Genomic DNA, 16,426 nt, shown 5'->3' with positions numbered 1-16,426 from the left:
TTAGAGGATTTCGTATATAATAAAAATATATATGGGTTATGATTTTTAGGTGTGTGAATCACTTGCAAAGGATTTTGGTGCGTATGAAAAAACTAATTGATGACGTACGGCTCATTTACAAATGTTGTTACTTATACTATCAGGACAATAAGAGTCAACAGCAGATTTGCAATCAGTTAGGCATTTCCAGACCTACTGTTTCTCGGATGCTCAATCGCGGCAAAGAATTGGGGATCGTGCAAATCGAGCTGAAGAATCCGGAGAACGTCATGTATGGAAAACTGGAACGAGATATAGAAGAGCGGTTTCAGCTGCAAGAAGTTAACATTGTGCCGTCGAGTCCGCTGGTCGGGGGAAGTAAACCGATTAATTCTGAGTTGGGGCGAGGGACGCTCCACTATATGGAACGTGTTTTGCATGAGGGAGATTATGTCGGGGTCTCTATGGGGTTTGCCATTCAGAACATCGTGCGGACGGACTACTTTATCAGTGAAAAAATCCCCTGTACCTTTATTCCCATTTTAGGCGGCATCGGCGACAGCCTCTTAGAAATACATTCTAATTATTTGACACAACGCTTTGCATCACTCTTTGGAGGGAAATGCATACAGTTTTTTTCACCGGCTGTATTTTCACAGAAAGAAGTTCTTCAAGGCTTTTTGCAGGAACAGACCATTCGTCACGTGACTCAGCTATATAAGAAACTGAATTTGGTCATTATGGGCATCGGCATTCCCAATACGCAGAATTCGACTATTTTAAGAACCGGATATGTCGATAAAAGGATTCTCCAGACTTTTACCGAAAATGGTGCAGTCGGAGACATTGCCCTCCGGTTTTTTGATATCAATGGAAATATGGAGCCCTTTGACGAATTTAACAGCCGCGTTTCAGGTATATCGATCGAGGAGCTGAACGAAGTGCCGTATCGCGTAGGGGTTGCCAGCGGGCCGCAAAAGGCTGCGGCTGTTCTCGGAGCTATTCGGGGAAAATACATCAACGTCTTGATTACGGATATTGATTGCGCTCAACGATTGTTGGAAATCAGTGAATAAAATAATAAGGAAGCCAGGATATGACTTGAAGGATGAATTTTTCTGACAAGTGATACCCTGGCTTTTTATTTTAATATTTCCTGATCTGAACATATGTAAAAATAATCCTCCATTGTTTACATTTTTACATATGTTCTATTCAAAGATATTGTAAAAATTAAAAATAAATGATATATTATCATTAACGAGATGATAATTAATCAAACGAAAGATCCTATGTAAAGGAGGCAATAATGGACATCTATACGATCTTTGGAATTTTTTTCCTACTGGTCTTAATGCAGCTCATCGGTATGAGGTTACAAGTTCGAGCTTATCATAAGGCGATACGGCGTCTGCACCGACAAGGCAATGTCGGAATCGGAGGACGACGAGGAAAGTTAGGTCCCGGTTATGTCATCATCATAGCCTGTGATAACGAAGGCATGATTATCGATTCGGAAATCATGAAGGGGATGACCATCTTCAGTCATTTCAAAAAAGAAAAAGGGATTGTTGGAAAACATATCTCTCAATTGAAGCAAGAGTACATGAACTTATCGAAGCGCAAACAAAATCTCTATAAAGGGTATATACAAGCTCTTGATGTTTTAGAAGAGCGATTGGGATTGCCCGGCTGCCAGGAGGTGTGATTGCCGCTGGGATTCGGAAAGATTAACTGAACGGATAGTATTTTGAGAAAGAAAGGTGGCTTTTATGGAATCAATTGCTTGGTTTGCAAATGCGTTTATTGAATTATTTAAATCCGGTGCGACAATTTTTGCCGGATGGGTTGCAGGGATCATCCCGCTGGTTATCGTTATGATGACAGCATTCAACTCTTTGATTAAGTTGATCGGGGAAGACAAAGTCAATCGGCTAGCCGAAAAATCGACGAAATATATGATTACTCGATACACGATTTTGCCGATTTTAGCGGTTGTATTTTTGGGAAATCCGATGTGCTATACGTTGGGACGGTTTGTAAAAGAAAAATATAAACCGGCTTTCTATGATACAACTGTAAGCTTTATACATCCGGTAACCGGCCTATTCCCGCATGCAAATCCCGCAGAATTGTTCGTCTACATGGGGATTGCAGCCGGATTAACGCAGCAGGGACTGTCGTTGGGGGATTTAGCGGTTCGTTACTTTTTAGTCGGTATTGTCGTCATTTTTATTCGCGGGGTCATTACCGAACGGATTTACAGCTATATGTACAATAGTCAGCAGAAGAAAAAAGCTGTCGGAGGTGAATAAGTTATGTATAAAGCGGTAAAGATTGTAGCTGGTAAAGGAGGTTGGGGCGGCCCTCTGACGTTGGTCCCGAGTGACGAAAGACATAAAATTGTCAGTATTACAGGCGGTGGCATTCACCCGGTAGCGACGTCGCTGGCGACGATGACCGGTTGTGACGTTATCGATGGATTTACGAACGGGGTGCCGGATAATGAAATCTTAGCGGTTGTTGTTGACTGCGGCGGTACGGCTCGCTGCGGGGTCTATCCGAAAAAACGAATCAATACATTGAATGTAATGCCTGTCGGTAAGACAGGGCCCTTAGCCAAGTATATTACGGAAGATATCTATGTATCGGCTGTCGATGAATCGTGCTTTGCTTATATTGATGAAGCGGAAGCTGCGAAGGTGGAAACGCCGGCAGCACCGGTACCGGAAGTGAAGGCTGCTCCCGCACAGGAAAAGGCTCCGGAAGCCAAGAAAAATATCTTTACTCGGATTGGCATTGGCATAGGCAGTATCATCAGCAAGTTTTATGCTGCCGGCCGTGAAACCATCGATGTCACCTTGAAGAGCATCCTGCCGTTTATGGCTTTCGTAAGTATGATTTTGGGGATTATTCAGGCGTCCGGTATCGGCGATGTCATTGCAAACGTCATCTCGCCTGTTGCAAGTACGCTTCCGGGGATGTTGATCATTTCCTTCATTTGTGCCATGCCGTTTATTTCTCCGGTCCTTGGCCCCGGTGCCGTTATTGCGCAGGTTGTCGGAACGTTACTCGGTGCTCAGATCGGTTTGGGGAATATCCCTCCGCAGTATGCCCTGCCTGCACTTTTCGCTATCGATGCACAGGCCGGTTGTGACTTCGTCCCGGTTGGCCTAAGTTTGGGAGAAGCTGAACCGGAAACGATTGAATTAGGTGTGCCGGCTGTATTGTATTCTCGCGTTTTGACGGGCCCCATTGCTGTTGTTATTGCTTATGTTGCTAGTATTGGCATGTATTCATAAATTTATAGAAGGAGATAATGTCTATGAAATTTCACTGCAGTGTAACGGGCTGGGGAGATGAAGCGCTTCAGTTTTTGCAGGAACCGGATTTAAACTTCATCATTCTCTTTAATGAAAATGCTCCAGAAGAGCTGGCTGATATTTCGATACTTCATACAGTCGGGAATCTGACGCAGGTGCCGGCTCCGGATGACACGCTTATCATTGGCGATAAAATCTTTACCATTACGGCTGTCGGGGAGGAAGCCAAAGAGACACTTCGTACGTTGGGGCATTGCACGATTGTTTTCAAAGGTGGAAATGAACCTGAACGACCGGGCTGCATTATGGTGGAAGGAGATGAAGCACTGCTTGCAGCTGATATAAAAGTCGGTACAACCATTGAAATTCATTAGGTAGTAGTTACATTTCACTAAATATATAAGATCCAATTTTAAGGAGGCTAATTCATATGTTAAACATGGACAAGAAGTTAGAAAAACTGGAAGAAGAAGGTAAGCTTATTCGTGCCGGTATTGTTGGCGCCGGTCAGATGGGACGTGGCATGGTTACGCAGATGGCTCTTATGAAAGGGATGATGCCGGCCATCGTTTCCGATATTAAATTTGAAAATGTAATCAATGCTTTCCACTATGCAGGAATTAAAGATGAAGATATTGCTGTAGCGCATACGTTAGAAGAAGCCAATAAGTACATGGAAATGGGCAAATTTGTTGCTACCGATAACTCGGACATCATTGCTCGGGCTAATTTAGTTGACTGCGCGATTGATGTTACGGGTGTTCCTGAAGTCGGTGTAAAAATTGCCGTTGATGCCATGAACAACCATAAACACGTCGTCATGATGGACGTTGAAACCGATGTTGTTATCGGCTCCTATCTGAAAAAACTGGGCGACCAGAATGGTGTCATCTATACCGGGTCTGCCGGTGACGAACCGGGTGCCGTCATGGAATTGTATTCCTTTGCACGGGCTATGGGAATGACCGTAGAAGTTATGGGCAAGGGTAAAAATAATAAACTCGATTATGATTGCAATCCTGATACTGTCTTAGAAGAAGCTACGAGACGTAAGATGAGCCCGCGCATGCTTTGCTCCTTTAAAGACGGCACAAAGACAATGGTTGAAATGACGGCTATGTCGAATGCTACCGGATTGATTCCTGATGTAGTTGGTGGTCATGGTCCGGAAGCTTCTCCCAAAGATCGCTGCGCTGAGTTGAATCAGATTTTCAAATTGAAACAAGACGGTGGTATTCTTAATAAACACGGTGTCGTAGAATATGTAAATGGCATTGCACCGGGCGTCTTTGTTACCGTTTCGACTCCGAATGAAGAAATTGCTTATCAGATGCAGTATCACAGCATGGGTCCTGGCCCGTTGTGGACGCTGTACCGTCCGTACCATCTCTGCAATCTTGAAACTCCGTTGACGGTTGCTAAAGCTATTCTTGACCATGAACCGACAATTGTACCGCTTGACGGGCCGGTCAGTGAAGTCATTACCGTAGCTAAGACAGATTTGAAAGCCGGTCAGACCATTGACGGTATCGGCGGTTATACTACATACGGCTCCATTACAACGGCAGAAGATTGCTATGCTAAAGGCTATGTCGTATACGGTTTGATCAACAAAAATACGAGAATGAAGAAGGATGCTAAAAAAGGTCAGCTCTTGACACTGGATATGGTTGAATTGGATACGACGACGCAGTTGTATAAGACGCGTAAACTCCAAGACCAGATGTATAACAATGGCTATAAACTCCTCTAATACTCAATCATAACTGAGGTATAACGGAAAGAGAACCGCTCCTGTTACAGAAGCGGTTCTCTTCATTTTGTTCCGAATATATTAGAAAAGGTTCTTCTTGTCTTAAGGTGCTCAATTCGGAGGATATCCGGAGCGGAACTGAACGGAGCCCTTGCGGGGAACTTGAAAATCTAGATTCAGGAGGCGTTTTTTGCAAAGCACACTTTTAAGTTTTAACGTCATGCGGTAAAATTATACTTAAGCACAGATACCCGCTATGAGAATCTCACTTTTGACTTACGTATGAAAGTGCTATCCGTTCTTGCGTGCTCTGTCAGCTGCTATCGGTCTGTTGGTATAGAGATTTCATTTTCCGGGAAAAGGTGGAAATCCTCCAATGGCTAAACCATCCAGAGTAAGAAAACGAAAAATGAACAACAAGAGTATCTGAACCAATTGGAAAAAGAAAATAATCGTCTAAGGCTAGGACTTGTTTGTTTTTTTGATTGAGACGATTGCGTTTAGAGGCAGAAGCAACACCGAAGAGTTTCAATCGCTCTTCAAAAGATGCTGGCTTGAAATAATTAAACTCATTCATAAAACTACGAGTATGAAGGTGGGACTTCACGTCGCAACCTTAATCATAGGAGTCGGAAATACAATTCTGACGTAGAAATGATTGTAAGTCAGCACTGAAAAGGACGCATAGTCACGAAAAAGCTTTACCTTGATCCGTTTTTGATTTTTACAACAGCATAAGCATCATGAAAAAGCTTTTCGGTCTTCTATCAAATGCTATAATGAACGAAGCAGAAAGGAAACCTTGGCTGGTGCTGCAGACCGGCAGCATACTGTTTTCGTCATTCTGCTGCATAGAAAAACCACCACAGCGTTTTTGCTGCGGTGGTTAGGTCTACCTTTTTGGGGCACTATAAATGGGGGCTGGCGCCAATCAGATCAGGCTTTAATCAATATTCCGGAGGCATATTCTTTTGAGTATGGGGCATGGAGAGTGCATCGCCCGGGTATTGGTGATATTTGACCGGAGATGAGGTGAAGCCGCGGCCGACGACTTCCGAGGCATCGCTGATGATCATGAAGGCCTGGGGATCGAGTTTGTTGACGATTTCTTTGACCTTGGCTACTTCCGTCAATTTGATGACGGCGTAGATGACTCGCTTGTCCTGCATGGTATAGGCACCCTGGCCGTGGATATAGGTGGCGCCATGACCGATGTAGCGCATGAGGACCTGAGCGATGGGTGTCGAGCGGTTGGAAATGATGAGAACACTTTTTCGCTGTTTCAAGCCGAGGACGACTTTATTGGTAATGAAGGCGGCGATATAGATAGCGACGAAGGTCAGGACGGCTCGTTCCAAGGAGAACATGTAAGCCGCTGCTGACAAGATGACCAGGTTGAGAATCATCGTGACCGTCCCCATTTCCAGGGAATAGTATTTTTTGACGATAGCGCCGATGACGTCGAGGCCGCCGCTGTTGCCGTTATATTTGTAAATGATGCCAAAGCCGATACCCGACAGGATACCGCCGGTAATGGACGAGAGCATGGGATCATCCATGATTTTCCACGTCGATAAGAAGGCCGTGGCGTCGGCTAAAATCGAAAGCATAATGGTGCCGACGATGCTAAGGAGGGTGTACCGCCGTCCCATGAATTTGTAGCAGGCGATCATGATCGGGATGTTGAGGATGAATATCCCGGTCCCGACAGGAAGACCCGTTGCAAAATAAATCATGATCGCTGCGCCGCTGATGCCGCTGCTCAATAAATGGAAGGGGATGAAGAAAGCATTCATCCCGACGACGACGACCAGGCTGCCGACGAAGGAAGCAATGTAAGGAACCGCTAATTCCCAAAGAGTCTGGGCTGGTAACAAATTTTGTGCCGGTAGTAAGTTTTTCATAATTTTTCCCCCAGTTTGAATGAACAATTGTAAAGCAAAGGAAAAAACGGTATAATCATGATAGCATAATTGAAGTTTCTGTGCATTCGTACAGGATGCTGTGAAGGCAGTAAATCCCTGCTTTGTCTCATTATAACATAGAGAATTTTTTAATCAATAAGGCAGGGCACATTTTATACATGGAGTGACAGTATGACTGAAATAGTAGAAACCGGATATGGAAAAATTAACTTAGCGTTGGCGATTACAGGCGCTCGAGAGGATGGTTATCACAATATCGATACGATCTTTCAATCCATCGGTCTCTGTGATACGGTAACGCTAAGGGAAGTGGGGGAATTTCAGTTAACCTGTTCCGTCGAGTCACTGCCTTGCGATGAAACGAATTTGGCCTACCGGGCATGGAAGGCGCTCTGTCCATATAAAAAGGACAATCATGGCGTGGCTATCCATATTGAAAAAAGGATTCCCATTGCCGCCGGCCTTGCCGGAGGCAGTACGGACTGTGCCGCTGTTTTGCGCGGGCTGAATCGGTTGTGGGAGCTCTCTTTATCGCAGCCGGAACTATGCCGTATCGGTGCTAAACTCGGCGCCGATGTGCCTTTTTGCATCTGCGGCGGGACCATGCGCGGGACCGGGATTGGCGAGCAGCTTCGAAGGCTTCCGTCACTGCCGTCCTGGCCTGTCGTCGTGCTTCACCCACGCGTTGCGGTACAGACGAAACGAGCCTATGCCCTCTTTGACGGCAAAAAAAAGACCGGCACCATCGATGTCGACGCCGTCGAAGCAGCTATCCGTCAAGGGCAGTTCGAATCTGTGACGACCGCCATGGGAAATACCTTTGAGGAACTGGTGATGCCCGACGTGCCTCAAGTGATCCGGTGCCGGGAACGCCTTGCTTCTCTGGGACTGCAGCCGCTCATGGCCGGCAGTGGTCCTACGGTCTTTGCTTTGGTTCCGCCACTGCGGGAAGAGGACGTACGACGTCAGGTGATGACATGGACTGATGTTGATACCTATATGACTACCATAGTGAAACGAGAGGATGGTGAATACTGATCGATGCAAAAGCAAACGAAAAGGCATGCCTTAGAACCGATAAAATTAGATGCTTACCGACCGCTGCGGGAAGTCGTCAGCGAGGCCTTGCGTCAGGCCATTAAAGATGGCGTATTGAAGCCCGGTGAGCGGCTGATGGAAATTCAACTGGCTGAGGAATTGGGCGTCAGCCGGACGCCGATTCGCGAGGCTATCCGAAAATTGGAACTTGAAGGCTTCGTCGTCATGGTGCCGCGGCGCGGAACCTATGTAGCCGATATTTCTTTAAAGGATATCGCGCAGGTTTTCGAAATCCGAAGCGCCTTGGAAGAACTGGCAGCCGGCCTTGCTGCCGAGCGAATTACGCCGGATGAATTAGAATATTTGGAACGGATCCTCGTCGAAATCAATGAATATATTGATAATGACCAGTTTGATAAGATCGTCGATGCTGACATTCGCTTCCACGACGTTTTGTACCACGCCAGCCGCAATCAGCGTTTAGTTGATATCTTGAACAATTTACGCGAACAGATGCTTCGCTTTCGCTCTATTTCCATGCACTATCCCGGCCGTCTGGCGGCGACCTGGGAGGAACATCGGCAGATGGTAGAAAATATTGCCGATCATAATAGCGCCATGGCGCGAAAAGTGGCTAAAAAACATATGGAAAATTCAGAACGCACCCTGCTGAAAGGGATTCGCCAAGATGAAGAATCGGCTCGACGCGTCCATGAATTATTCCCTCATCAAGACGGATAAGGAAGGGACTTTCAAATGGGACATTTTTTACTCGACCATTTTCACGAAATTCATGAACGTTCTGAGCACATGGAAGACTTTGAAAACTTTCTCTATGTTTTGACCTATATTTTGTTTGTCTGTTTATTCATTCGCTCCCTTGTCGCCTTGTATATGGGACATTGGAATCTATTTTAATAGAAGGATATTTTTATGAAAACCTATTCACTTCCTTTTGGGAAAGGGGAACAGCAGATTTCCCTTGATGAAACACACATATTATATGATTTACATGGGAATCATGTAAAAGCCGTCTCCGATGAGGCCGCCGCTGTCCGAAAGGCCCTGCGCCAACCCATTGACAGCCTTCCCTTGGCTGACGTCGTAGCACCCGGGGACACCGTAGCCATCATCGTCAGCGACATTACCCGCCCCGTCCATACGGCACAGATGCTGCCGGTCATTGTAAATGAATTGAATCTGGCCGGTATTCCTGATGAGCAGATCAAGGTCGTTACGGCCCAAGGGACTCACCGGGCTCATACGCCGGAAGAAGACGAGTTGGTCTGCGGCAAAGAAATGGTACGTCGTCTTACCATCATCAATCATGACTGCCGCGATAAGGAAAACCTCTTAAAAGTCGGGACGACGACGCACGGCAATGAGGTATGGCTTAATGCCGAAGCCGTTCGGGCCGATAAGGTTATCGTGACCGGTGCCGTATCCTTCCATCCTATGGCCGGGTTTGGCGGCGGCCGTAAAGCTGTCTTGCCGGGAATTGCCGGCTATGAAACGATTATGCGCAACCATGCCTTGGCGCTGACTGAAGATTTTGGCGGCGGCTGCAATGAACGCTGTGAAACGAGCCTCTTAGAGGATAACCCCCTTCACGACGATATGAAGCAGGCAGCGGCATTGCTGAATCCTTGCTTCCTGGTCAATACCGTCTTTTCGGCAGACGGGGAGCTGGCTGAAGTCGTCGGCGGTCACTGGTATACCGCCTGGAAGAAAGGCTGTGATGACCTTCTTTCCTTTGCCAGCGTGCCTATTGCTGAAAGGGCAGATATCACCTTGGCCTCGGCCGGCGGCTATCCTAAGGATATGAACCTCTATCAGAGCATGAAGGCTCCTATGAATGCCGTCTTTGCGACGAAACCCGGCGGCACGATGATCCTCACCCTCGACTGCCCCGATATCAAAGAACCGGCCGTCTTTACGGACTGGTTCTTCCGCAGCGACATGACGGCTTTTGAACGGGACCTGCGGGCCGACTTTTCCATTCCGGCCTTTGTAGCCTTCAAGTCACACTGTATTTTCCGTTCCATGCAGGCTGTCTATGTCGTAACCCGGCCTGAAAACTTTGATATCATTCGTCAGAGCGGTCTCATCCCGGCGGCGTCTTTGGAAGAGGCCTGGGCAAAAGCACAGGAAAACCTTCCTGAAGATTATACCGTTACCGTCATGGGCCATGCGGCAGCGACCTTTCCCGTACTATAAGGAATCTTTTTCAGCATCTGCCGTCGCGCACGATAGATACAGCAAGCTGTCTTTTTAGACAGCTTCTTTTTTTTATATAAAACCCATGGATTTAACCGTTCTTTAAGATATAGGGAAGATATAAATAAAATGATAAAGGGATATATCCTTTTTTTGAAATTTTAGAGACAAATAGGGGCGCCTGTACTATAATAGTCATAAAATTAAAAAAAGCAGTTGCGCTGGGCGAAACCTCAGTTCCATTTCTGCGAAACAGCAAAGGGGATTTTACGATGGAAAAATATAATCCGGTTACGGATGAAGTGTTAGAAGCTTTAAAAAATGCCGTTGGCGATAAATACGTCAAGACCGATCCGGCCATCCTCGACGTGTATAAATCGGATGAAAGCCTGGCGCCGTCTTTTTGGAGGACACCGGAAGTCGTCGTCTTGCCGGCGAATACCGAAGAGGTTTCTGAGGTCCTTCAGATTGCCAACCGATTTGGCGTCCCGGTCACGCCGCGCAGTGCCGGTACCAGCGTCAGCTGCGGTGCCGTTCCGGCCTATGAAGGCATCGTCCTGCTCATGGAACGGATGAATAGAATCCTTGAGCTGGACGAAGACGGCATGTATATGACTGTTGAAGCCGGCGTTCGGACGATTGACATTCAAAATGCAGCCCGCGAAAAGGGACTGCTCTACGCCGGTGACCCTTGCAGTTCCGACAGCTGCCTCATTGGCGGCAACTTGGCAACCAATGCCGGCGGCAATAAGGCCGTCCGTTACGGTACGACCCGCCACCAGGTCTATGCCATCGAAGCCGTCTTGCCGACGGGGAAAATCGTAAACCTTGGGGCGAATCTTCAGAAATGTTCTACGGGATTCTGTTTGGATCAGCTGATCATCGGTTCCGAAGGGACGCTGGGCATCATTACCAAAGCGACGCTGAAACTCGTGCCTCTGCCGCCGTATAAACTCGATGTCCTGGCCGTCTTTACCGACCTTGCCAAGGCGACAGCCCTGGTCCCGAAACTCATTAAGGCCGGCCTCAATCCGACGTCGGTCGAATTCATGGACAACAATTTCGTCCGCAGCGCCAGCGATTACAGTGACTTGAAGCTGCCCCATTACGAAGACGGCTGTTATGACATCATTTCCATTGAAACCTTCAACGAAGATGAATTGGACGACAAGATGGAAAAACTGGCGGCCGTCTGTGAAGAATGCGGAGCGACAGATATCGTCGAAGCCGACGATCGGGTATGGAAGGTCCGCCGCAACTGTCTGGAAAGCACAAGGGCTTTTTCAAAAGTCGCTACGTCGGAAGATTTAGTCGTTCCCGTTCCTAAGATTGCTGACTGCATTCAGCATTTGGTCAACGAAAGTAAAAAATACGACTTTCGTATTTTCTGCCTGGCCCACGCCGGTGACGGCAACCTGCATTTCCAGATTTTAAAATGTGACATGAGCGATGAAGCTTGGGAACAGCAATTGAAGGACTTCCGGTCGACGGCGTATACTTATGTATATAATCTGGGAGGCCGTCTGTCCGGTGAACACGGAATCGGTTTGAAGCGGCTCAAGTATATGGAAGAATATACGGATCCGGCTGAACTCGACCTGATGAAGACCTTGAAAAGCGCCGTAGATCCTAAGTGGATATTGAATCCGGGCAAGGTTATTGAACAACCCTCTAATTTTTGAGAATTTATTTTCATAAAGCAGGTATAAGCTATACGTACTTTATTGTTTAAAGTTTGTACTTAATATTATAAAAAATAAACTTATTGTTAATAAAAAAACTATTGGACAAATGCGGCCATTTCATGATATACTACAATAAACGATAATAAATATCAATGAATATTAAAATAGTATTAAAATATTACATAGTAAAAGGAGATGTTGAGATGAACGCCATTGTAGTATATTCATCCCAGACCGGCCGCACCAAACAGATTGCCGAGGCCGTTGTATCCGGTCTTCCGGAAGGGACGCCCTGCGTCAGCGTCGATGAAATGCCGAAAGATCTTTCCGGTTATGACTGCGTTTTCGTCGGCTTTTGGAGCGATAAAGATCAGGCTGATCCCAAAGGCCAGGAAGCTTTGAGACAGATTAAAAACAACAACGTAGCTGTTTTTGCAACCCTTCATGATGATCCCTATTCGGACCAGGCTTCGAAACACCTGCGCGGTGCTGTGGAACTCTTAAAACCCGGCAGTGGCGTCATCGGAACCTATGTCACCTGGACGGATAAAGATAAATACATGCAGGTTCCCGTCGATGAAAGCGAATTGAACCTCGATCAGGCTCGGGCTTTTGCGCAAGATACGATGAGCCGTGTTCAAAAACAGTAGCCCTTAAGGCTGTGAAAAGACCTCAGATTACCGTTGTAATCCGAGGTCTTTTTTGTAAGCATCATTACTTTGTTCCGGGCTGATGTAGCCTTGTTCGGTCATGAGGGTCAAGACGATTTTTTGACGGGCTTTGGCAGCCTGATAGTTTTGCAGGGGGTTATAATAGGTCGGAGCCTGTACCAGGCCGGCCAGCATGGAGGCTTGGGCCAGGTCTAATTTTTCCGGCGACGTTGTAAAATAGGTCCGGGCGGCATCATCGATGCCCGTAGCATTGGCACCGAAATATGCCGTATTGAGGTAGATCTCTAAAATTTCATCTTTGCTGTAATTCTGTTCCAATAAGAAGGCCATGACGAATTCCTGGGCTTTTCGGGCGATGGTCCGGTCTTGGGACAGAAAGACATTTTTTACGACTTGTTGGCTCAGGGTACTGCCGCCTTCTACGGTTTCACCGGATTGAATATTGGTCAAAATAGCCCGACCGATGCCGATGGGGTCGATGGCTCCATGGGAATAGAAGCGGCGGTCTTCGGTGGCGACGACGGCGTGCTGCATCGGTTTTGAGATGGCTCCGATAGCCACATAGACGGGGATCTTTTTGATTTTGGCATCCATGGCCTGATGAAAGTGTAAATAGGGATAAAGACTGGCTTCAAGAGGTTGGAGCGGGGCCGGCCAAGTCCCTTGGGGCTCGGTTGTTTCCTTTATCCGGCTCGTTGTCCCGGTCGGCGGCTTCGTCGTTTTCGTGGTGTCGAAGACGATATTCCAGCCGGCGCAGAGGACAAAGGCCAAGATGAAAATGGCGATGTATTTTCGTTTCATCACATTCCTCCTATTAAACATCCCTATTATACTATACTTTAGAGGCCGATGGAACTTTGAGACGGCTTAAAAAAAACATGTAAAATTTTTATGCAAAATACTTGCATAATTTTTCTGTCTGATGTATACTATCAAACGTAGACAGAACAAAACTTACCAACAATCGCAGTCGTTCATTCGATAGAGGAGGAACTTATCATGAGCAATACGAAAAAAGAGATTAAAAAAATTGTCCTTGCCTATTCCGGCGGACTCGATACATCCGTCATCATTCCTTGGTTAAAAGAAAACTACCCCGGCGCTGAAGTCATCGCTGCCTGTGCTGACGTCGGCCAGCCGGACGACTTTGAAGCCATTGAAAAGAAAGCCTATGCTTCCGGTGCTTCTAAAGTGTACGTCATGGATATCAAGAAAGAATTTATGGAAGAATACGTATGGCCGACGGTAAAAGCCGGCGCCGTCTATGAAGGAAAATACCTTCTCGGCACGTCCTTTGCCCGTCCGCTCATTTCTAAGAAACTCGTTGAAGTCGCTAAAAAAGAAGGGGCCGAAGCCATTGCCCATGGTGCTACGGGTAAGGGGAATGATCAGGTTCGCTTTGAATTGACGGTCAAAGCCCTGGCTCCGGAAATGACCTTGATTGCACCGTGGCGGATGTGGGACCTCAAATCTCGTGAAGACGAACTGGCTTATGCGGAAGCCCACAACGTTCCTATCGACTATAAATCGGAAGAAAATCCCTATCCCTACAGCATGGACTGGAATATTTGGCATTTGAGCCATGAAGGTGATGACCTCGAAGATCCGGCCAATGCCCCGAAAGACATGGTCTACATGGTCACCAAGACGCCGGAACAGGCTCCGGACGCTCCGGAATACGTTACCATCGATTTTGAAAAAGGGATTCCCGTCGCCGTCAATGGTGAAAAACACGACGCCGTTACCTTGATTACGGTCCTCAATGAAATCGGTGCCCGCAATGGTGTCGGCATCGTCGATATCGTTGAAAACCGTTTGGTCGGCATGAAGAGCCGCGGTATTTACGAAAACCCGGGCGGTGCCATCCTCATGTATGCTCACAGAGAATTGGAATACCTCTGCCTCGACCGCGACACCTTCCACTATAAAGAAACGGCAGCCAACAAGTTTGCCGAACTCGTCTATGACGGTAAATGGTTCTCGCCGCTTCGCGAAGCTCTTTCGGCCTTCGTCGATGAAACGCAGCAGACCGTTACCGGTCAGGTTATTTTGAAACTCTACAAGGGCAATATCATCAGTGCCGGTTCGACGTCGCCTTATTCTTTATACAATGAAGAATTCGTCACCTTTGGTGAAGACGATGTCTATGACCAGACCGATGCCGAAGGGTTCATCAACCTCTTCGGACTGCCCCTCAAGATGCGGGCCCTGATGAAGCAGCATGTTGAAAAGCAGGGTAAATAATAAGGAGCGAATGATATGAAGTTATGGGGCGGCCGGTTCACTAAGGCCACAGATAAAAGTGTAGAAGCCTTCAATGCATCCATTCAGTTCGACTGCCGGATGTACGCCGAAGATATTTGCGGCAGCATCGCCCATGCGACGATGCTGGCCAAAGAAGGCATCATTTCGGAAGCGGATAAGGACGTCATCGTAAAAGGCTTGAAGGTTATTTTCCAGCAAATCGAGGACGGGAATTTTGATTTTTCTGTCGAACTCGAAGATATTCATATGAATATTGAAAAGAGACTTACCGATGCCATTGGCGAAGCGGGAAAACGCCTTCATACGGGGCGGAGCCGCAACGATCAGGTAGCCCTCGATATGCACCTCTATATTCGCCGGGAAATCGCTGCCATTGCCGACCTCTTGGTCAAGCTCCAAGAGTCCCTGGTGAAGGCTGCTGAAAAGTACAGCGACGTCATCATGCCGGGATATACGCACCTGCAGCGGGCTCAGCCGATCCTCTTCAGTCACCATCTCATGGCCTATTTCTCGATGTTGTCCCGTGACTTCATCCACTTGAAATATGCCTGGGAGATGGCCGATATGATGCCCCTTGGCGCCGGTGCCCTGGCCGGGACGACCTATCCCCTTGATCAGCCCTTTGTCGCTGAGACGCTCAAGTTTGGGAAGCTCTATGACAACAGTCTCGATGCCGTCAGCGACCGGGATTATATCATTGCTTTCTTGGAATTTGCCGCTGTTCTCATGATGCACCTCAGCCGCTTGTCGGAAGAATTCATCCTCTGGTCGAGCTCGGAATTTAAATTCATTGAACTAGACGATTCTCACTGCACGGGTTCGTCCATCATGCCCCAGAAGAAGAATCCCGACATCTGCGAACTCGTCCGCGGCAAGACCGGCCGCTTTTACGGCCACCTCATGGGCGTCCTCACTATGATGAAGGGGATTCCCATGGCCTATGACAAGGACATGCAGGAAGATAAGGAAGGCGTCTTTGATGCCATCGACAATTTGAAATTTGCCCTGACCATCTATGCCGCCATGATTGACAAAATGACCGTCAACGGCGAGCATATGCGGGAAGTGCTGGAAAGCGATTTCTCGAACGCTACCGATATGGCCGACTACCTGGCCAAAAAAGGACTTCCTTTCCGTGAAGCCCATGCCGTCGTCGGGAAAGCCGTCCACTACTGTATCGAACAGGGCAAGGTATTACAGCAGTTATCGCTGTCAGAGCTGCAGGCCATGAGCCCTCTCTTCGCCGAAGATATCCATCATTACTTGGATATCGAAACGTGCGTCAAACAGCGTAACACATATAACGGCACGTCGCCAACGTCCGTTGCGCGTCAATGCAAGGCCGGCCGCGATACGATTGCCGGTGAACAGACCCAAATCGGAACTTGGGACGATGTCGTATCCTCTGTCTATGAACTACTGAAGTAACAGCGATTGAAACAAAAAGGAGTTGTCTTTCAAGGCAGCTCCTTTTTGTTTGGCGAAAGGGGCCGGGTGAACAATTACTTGTCATATGGCCTCTCGATAAGGTATAATAAAAAAGCATGAAAAAAATTATAAAAAAAATTAC

15 protein-coding genes are annotated in these 16,426 nt (G+C 47.3%); 13 read left to right on the top strand and 2 right to left on the bottom strand.

Annotation, left to right across the window (positions count from 1 at the left end; translation table 11 throughout):
- Window positions 1–83: 83 nt before the first annotated feature.
- The 6 genes from TX77_RS09230 to TX77_RS09205 all read left to right on the top strand — a co-directional run bounded on the left by TX77_RS09230 (window position 84) and on the right by TX77_RS09205 (window position 5,055).
- Window positions 84–1,055 carry a sugar-binding transcriptional regulator gene (locus TX77_RS09230; RefSeq protein ID WP_044504545.1) on the top strand — a complete coding sequence of 324 codons (972 nt, stop codon included), beginning with the start codon at window positions 84–86 and terminating at the stop codon, window positions 1,053–1,055.
- A gap of 233 nt (window positions 1,056–1,288) precedes the next feature.
- Window positions 1,289–1,687 carry a transcriptional regulator GutM gene (locus TX77_RS09225; protein ID WP_044504544.1) on the top strand — a complete coding sequence of 133 codons (399 nt, stop codon included), beginning with the start codon at window positions 1,289–1,291 and terminating at the stop codon, window positions 1,685–1,687.
- 64 nt (window positions 1,688–1,751) lie between these two features.
- The gene (gene srlA, locus TX77_RS09220) at window positions 1,752–2,294 is read left to right on the top strand and encodes a PTS glucitol/sorbitol transporter subunit IIC (RefSeq protein WP_044504542.1); all 543 of its coding nucleotides are present in this window, start codon (window positions 1,752–1,754) and stop codon (window positions 2,292–2,294) included.
- 3 nt (window positions 2,295–2,297) lie between these two features.
- Window positions 2,298–3,281, top strand: coding sequence for a PTS glucitol/sorbitol transporter subunit IIB (gene srlE / locus TX77_RS09215; RefSeq protein ID WP_044504540.1), 984 nt, complete (start codon window positions 2,298–2,300; stop codon window positions 3,279–3,281).
- 23 nt (window positions 3,282–3,304) lie between these two features.
- Complete coding sequence (locus TX77_RS09210) at window positions 3,305–3,676, top strand: PTS glucitol/sorbitol transporter subunit IIA (RefSeq protein ID WP_044504539.1); 372 nt, start codon at window positions 3,305–3,307, stop codon at window positions 3,674–3,676.
- Window positions 3,677–3,732: 56 nt separating this feature from the next.
- Window positions 3,733–5,055, top strand: coding sequence for an NAD(P)H-dependent oxidoreductase (locus TX77_RS09205; protein ID WP_044504537.1), 1,323 nt, complete (start codon window positions 3,733–3,735; stop codon window positions 5,053–5,055).
- Window positions 5,056–6,002: 947 nt separating this feature from the next.
- On the opposite strand, the gene TX77_RS09200 is transcribed toward TX77_RS09205, so the two are convergent.
- A complete protein-coding gene (locus TX77_RS09200; RefSeq protein WP_044504536.1) occupies window positions 6,003–6,959 on the bottom strand; it encodes a YitT family protein in 957 nt (318 codons plus the stop codon).
- A 192-nt stretch (window positions 6,960–7,151) separates the two neighbouring features.
- Here TX77_RS09200 and ispE point away from each other — a divergent pair, with 192 nt between their 5' ends.
- The 5 genes from ispE to TX77_RS09175 all read left to right on the top strand — a co-directional run bounded on the left by ispE (window position 7,152) and on the right by TX77_RS09175 (window position 12,570).
- Entirely contained in the window at window positions 7,152–8,018 is an 867-nt protein-coding gene (gene ispE / locus TX77_RS09195; protein ID WP_044504535.1) for a 4-(cytidine 5'-diphospho)-2-C-methyl-D-erythritol kinase, read from the top strand.
- Between the two features lie 3 nt (window positions 8,019–8,021).
- Window positions 8,022–8,759 carry a GntR family transcriptional regulator gene (locus TX77_RS09190; protein ID WP_044504534.1) on the top strand — a complete coding sequence of 246 codons (738 nt, stop codon included), beginning with the start codon at window positions 8,022–8,024 and terminating at the stop codon, window positions 8,757–8,759.
- 192 nt (window positions 8,760–8,951) lie between these two features.
- Window positions 8,952–10,235, top strand: coding sequence for an NPN-dependent 2-hydroxyacid racemase, LarAH10 family (larAH10, locus tag TX77_RS09185; RefSeq protein WP_044504533.1), 1,284 nt, complete (start codon window positions 8,952–8,954; stop codon window positions 10,233–10,235).
- A 272-nt stretch (window positions 10,236–10,507) separates the two neighbouring features.
- Window positions 10,508–11,917 carry an FAD-binding oxidoreductase gene (locus tag TX77_RS09180; protein WP_044504532.1) on the top strand — a complete coding sequence of 470 codons (1,410 nt, stop codon included), beginning with the start codon at window positions 10,508–10,510 and terminating at the stop codon, window positions 11,915–11,917.
- 206 nt (window positions 11,918–12,123) lie between these two features.
- Window positions 12,124–12,570: a flavodoxin family protein gene (locus tag TX77_RS09175; RefSeq protein WP_044504531.1), complete on the top strand. Its 447-nt coding sequence runs from the start codon at window positions 12,124–12,126 to the stop codon at window positions 12,568–12,570.
- A gap of 27 nt (window positions 12,571–12,597) precedes the next feature.
- Here TX77_RS09175 and TX77_RS09170 read toward each other — a convergent pair whose 3' ends face one another.
- Window positions 12,598–13,392 carry a transglycosylase domain-containing protein gene (locus TX77_RS09170; RefSeq protein ID WP_044504530.1) on the bottom strand — a complete coding sequence of 265 codons (795 nt, stop codon included), beginning with the start codon at window positions 13,390–13,392 and terminating at the stop codon, window positions 12,598–12,600.
- 198 nt (window positions 13,393–13,590) lie between these two features.
- On the opposite strand from TX77_RS09170, the gene TX77_RS09165 reads away from it, so the two are divergent.
- Window positions 13,591–14,835 (top strand): argininosuccinate synthase, encoded by a 1,245-nt coding sequence (locus TX77_RS09165; protein WP_044504529.1) that lies wholly within the window; start codon window positions 13,591–13,593, stop codon window positions 14,833–14,835.
- A gap of 15 nt (window positions 14,836–14,850) precedes the next feature.
- Entirely contained in the window at window positions 14,851–16,284 is a 1,434-nt protein-coding gene (argH, locus tag TX77_RS09160; RefSeq protein ID WP_044504528.1) for an argininosuccinate lyase, read from the top strand.
- Window positions 16,285–16,426 lie beyond the last annotated feature (142 nt).

It is taken from the genome of Megasphaera massiliensis (assembly GCF_000455225.1).
Lineage (GTDB): Bacteria > Bacillota > Negativicutes > Veillonellales > Megasphaeraceae > Megasphaera > Megasphaera massiliensis.
The sequence above is the reverse complement of the archived record's forward strand: the minus strand, read 5'-3'. Positions and strand labels throughout refer to the sequence as shown.

Coding starts and splice junctions, on each gene's coding strand:
- TX77_RS09165 (WP_044504529.1), top strand. CDS start 13,591: ATGAGCAATACGAAAAAAGAGATTAAAAAAATTGTCCTTGCCTATTCC.
- argH (WP_044504528.1), top strand. CDS start 14,851: ATGAAGTTATGGGGCGGCCGGTTCACTAAGGCCACAGATAAAAGTGTA.
- larAH10 (WP_044504533.1), top strand. CDS start 8,952: ATGAAAACCTATTCACTTCCTTTTGGGAAAGGGGAACAGCAGATTTCC.
- TX77_RS09210 (WP_044504539.1), top strand. CDS start 3,305: ATGAAATTTCACTGCAGTGTAACGGGCTGGGGAGATGAAGCGCTTCAG.
- srlE (WP_044504540.1), top strand. CDS start 2,298: ATGTATAAAGCGGTAAAGATTGTAGCTGGTAAAGGAGGTTGGGGCGGC.
- TX77_RS09190 (WP_044504534.1), top strand. CDS start 8,022: ATGCAAAAGCAAACGAAAAGGCATGCCTTAGAACCGATAAAATTAGAT.
- TX77_RS09170 (WP_044504530.1), bottom strand. CDS start 13,392: ATGAAACGAAAATACATCGCCATTTTCATCTTGGCCTTTGTCCTCTGC.
- TX77_RS09200 (WP_044504536.1), bottom strand. CDS start 6,959: ATGAAAAACTTACTACCGGCACAAAATTTGTTACCAGCCCAGACTCTT.
- srlA (WP_044504542.1), top strand. CDS start 1,752: ATGGAATCAATTGCTTGGTTTGCAAATGCGTTTATTGAATTATTTAAA.
- TX77_RS09225 (WP_044504544.1), top strand. CDS start 1,289: ATGGACATCTATACGATCTTTGGAATTTTTTTCCTACTGGTCTTAATG.
- ispE (WP_044504535.1), top strand. CDS start 7,152: ATGACTGAAATAGTAGAAACCGGATATGGAAAAATTAACTTAGCGTTG.
- TX77_RS09180 (WP_044504532.1), top strand. CDS start 10,508: ATGGAAAAATATAATCCGGTTACGGATGAAGTGTTAGAAGCTTTAAAA.
- TX77_RS09230 (WP_044504545.1), top strand. CDS start 84: ATGAAAAAACTAATTGATGACGTACGGCTCATTTACAAATGTTGTTAC.
- TX77_RS09205 (WP_044504537.1), top strand. CDS start 3,733: ATGTTAAACATGGACAAGAAGTTAGAAAAACTGGAAGAAGAAGGTAAG.
- TX77_RS09175 (WP_044504531.1), top strand. CDS start 12,124: ATGAACGCCATTGTAGTATATTCATCCCAGACCGGCCGCACCAAACAG.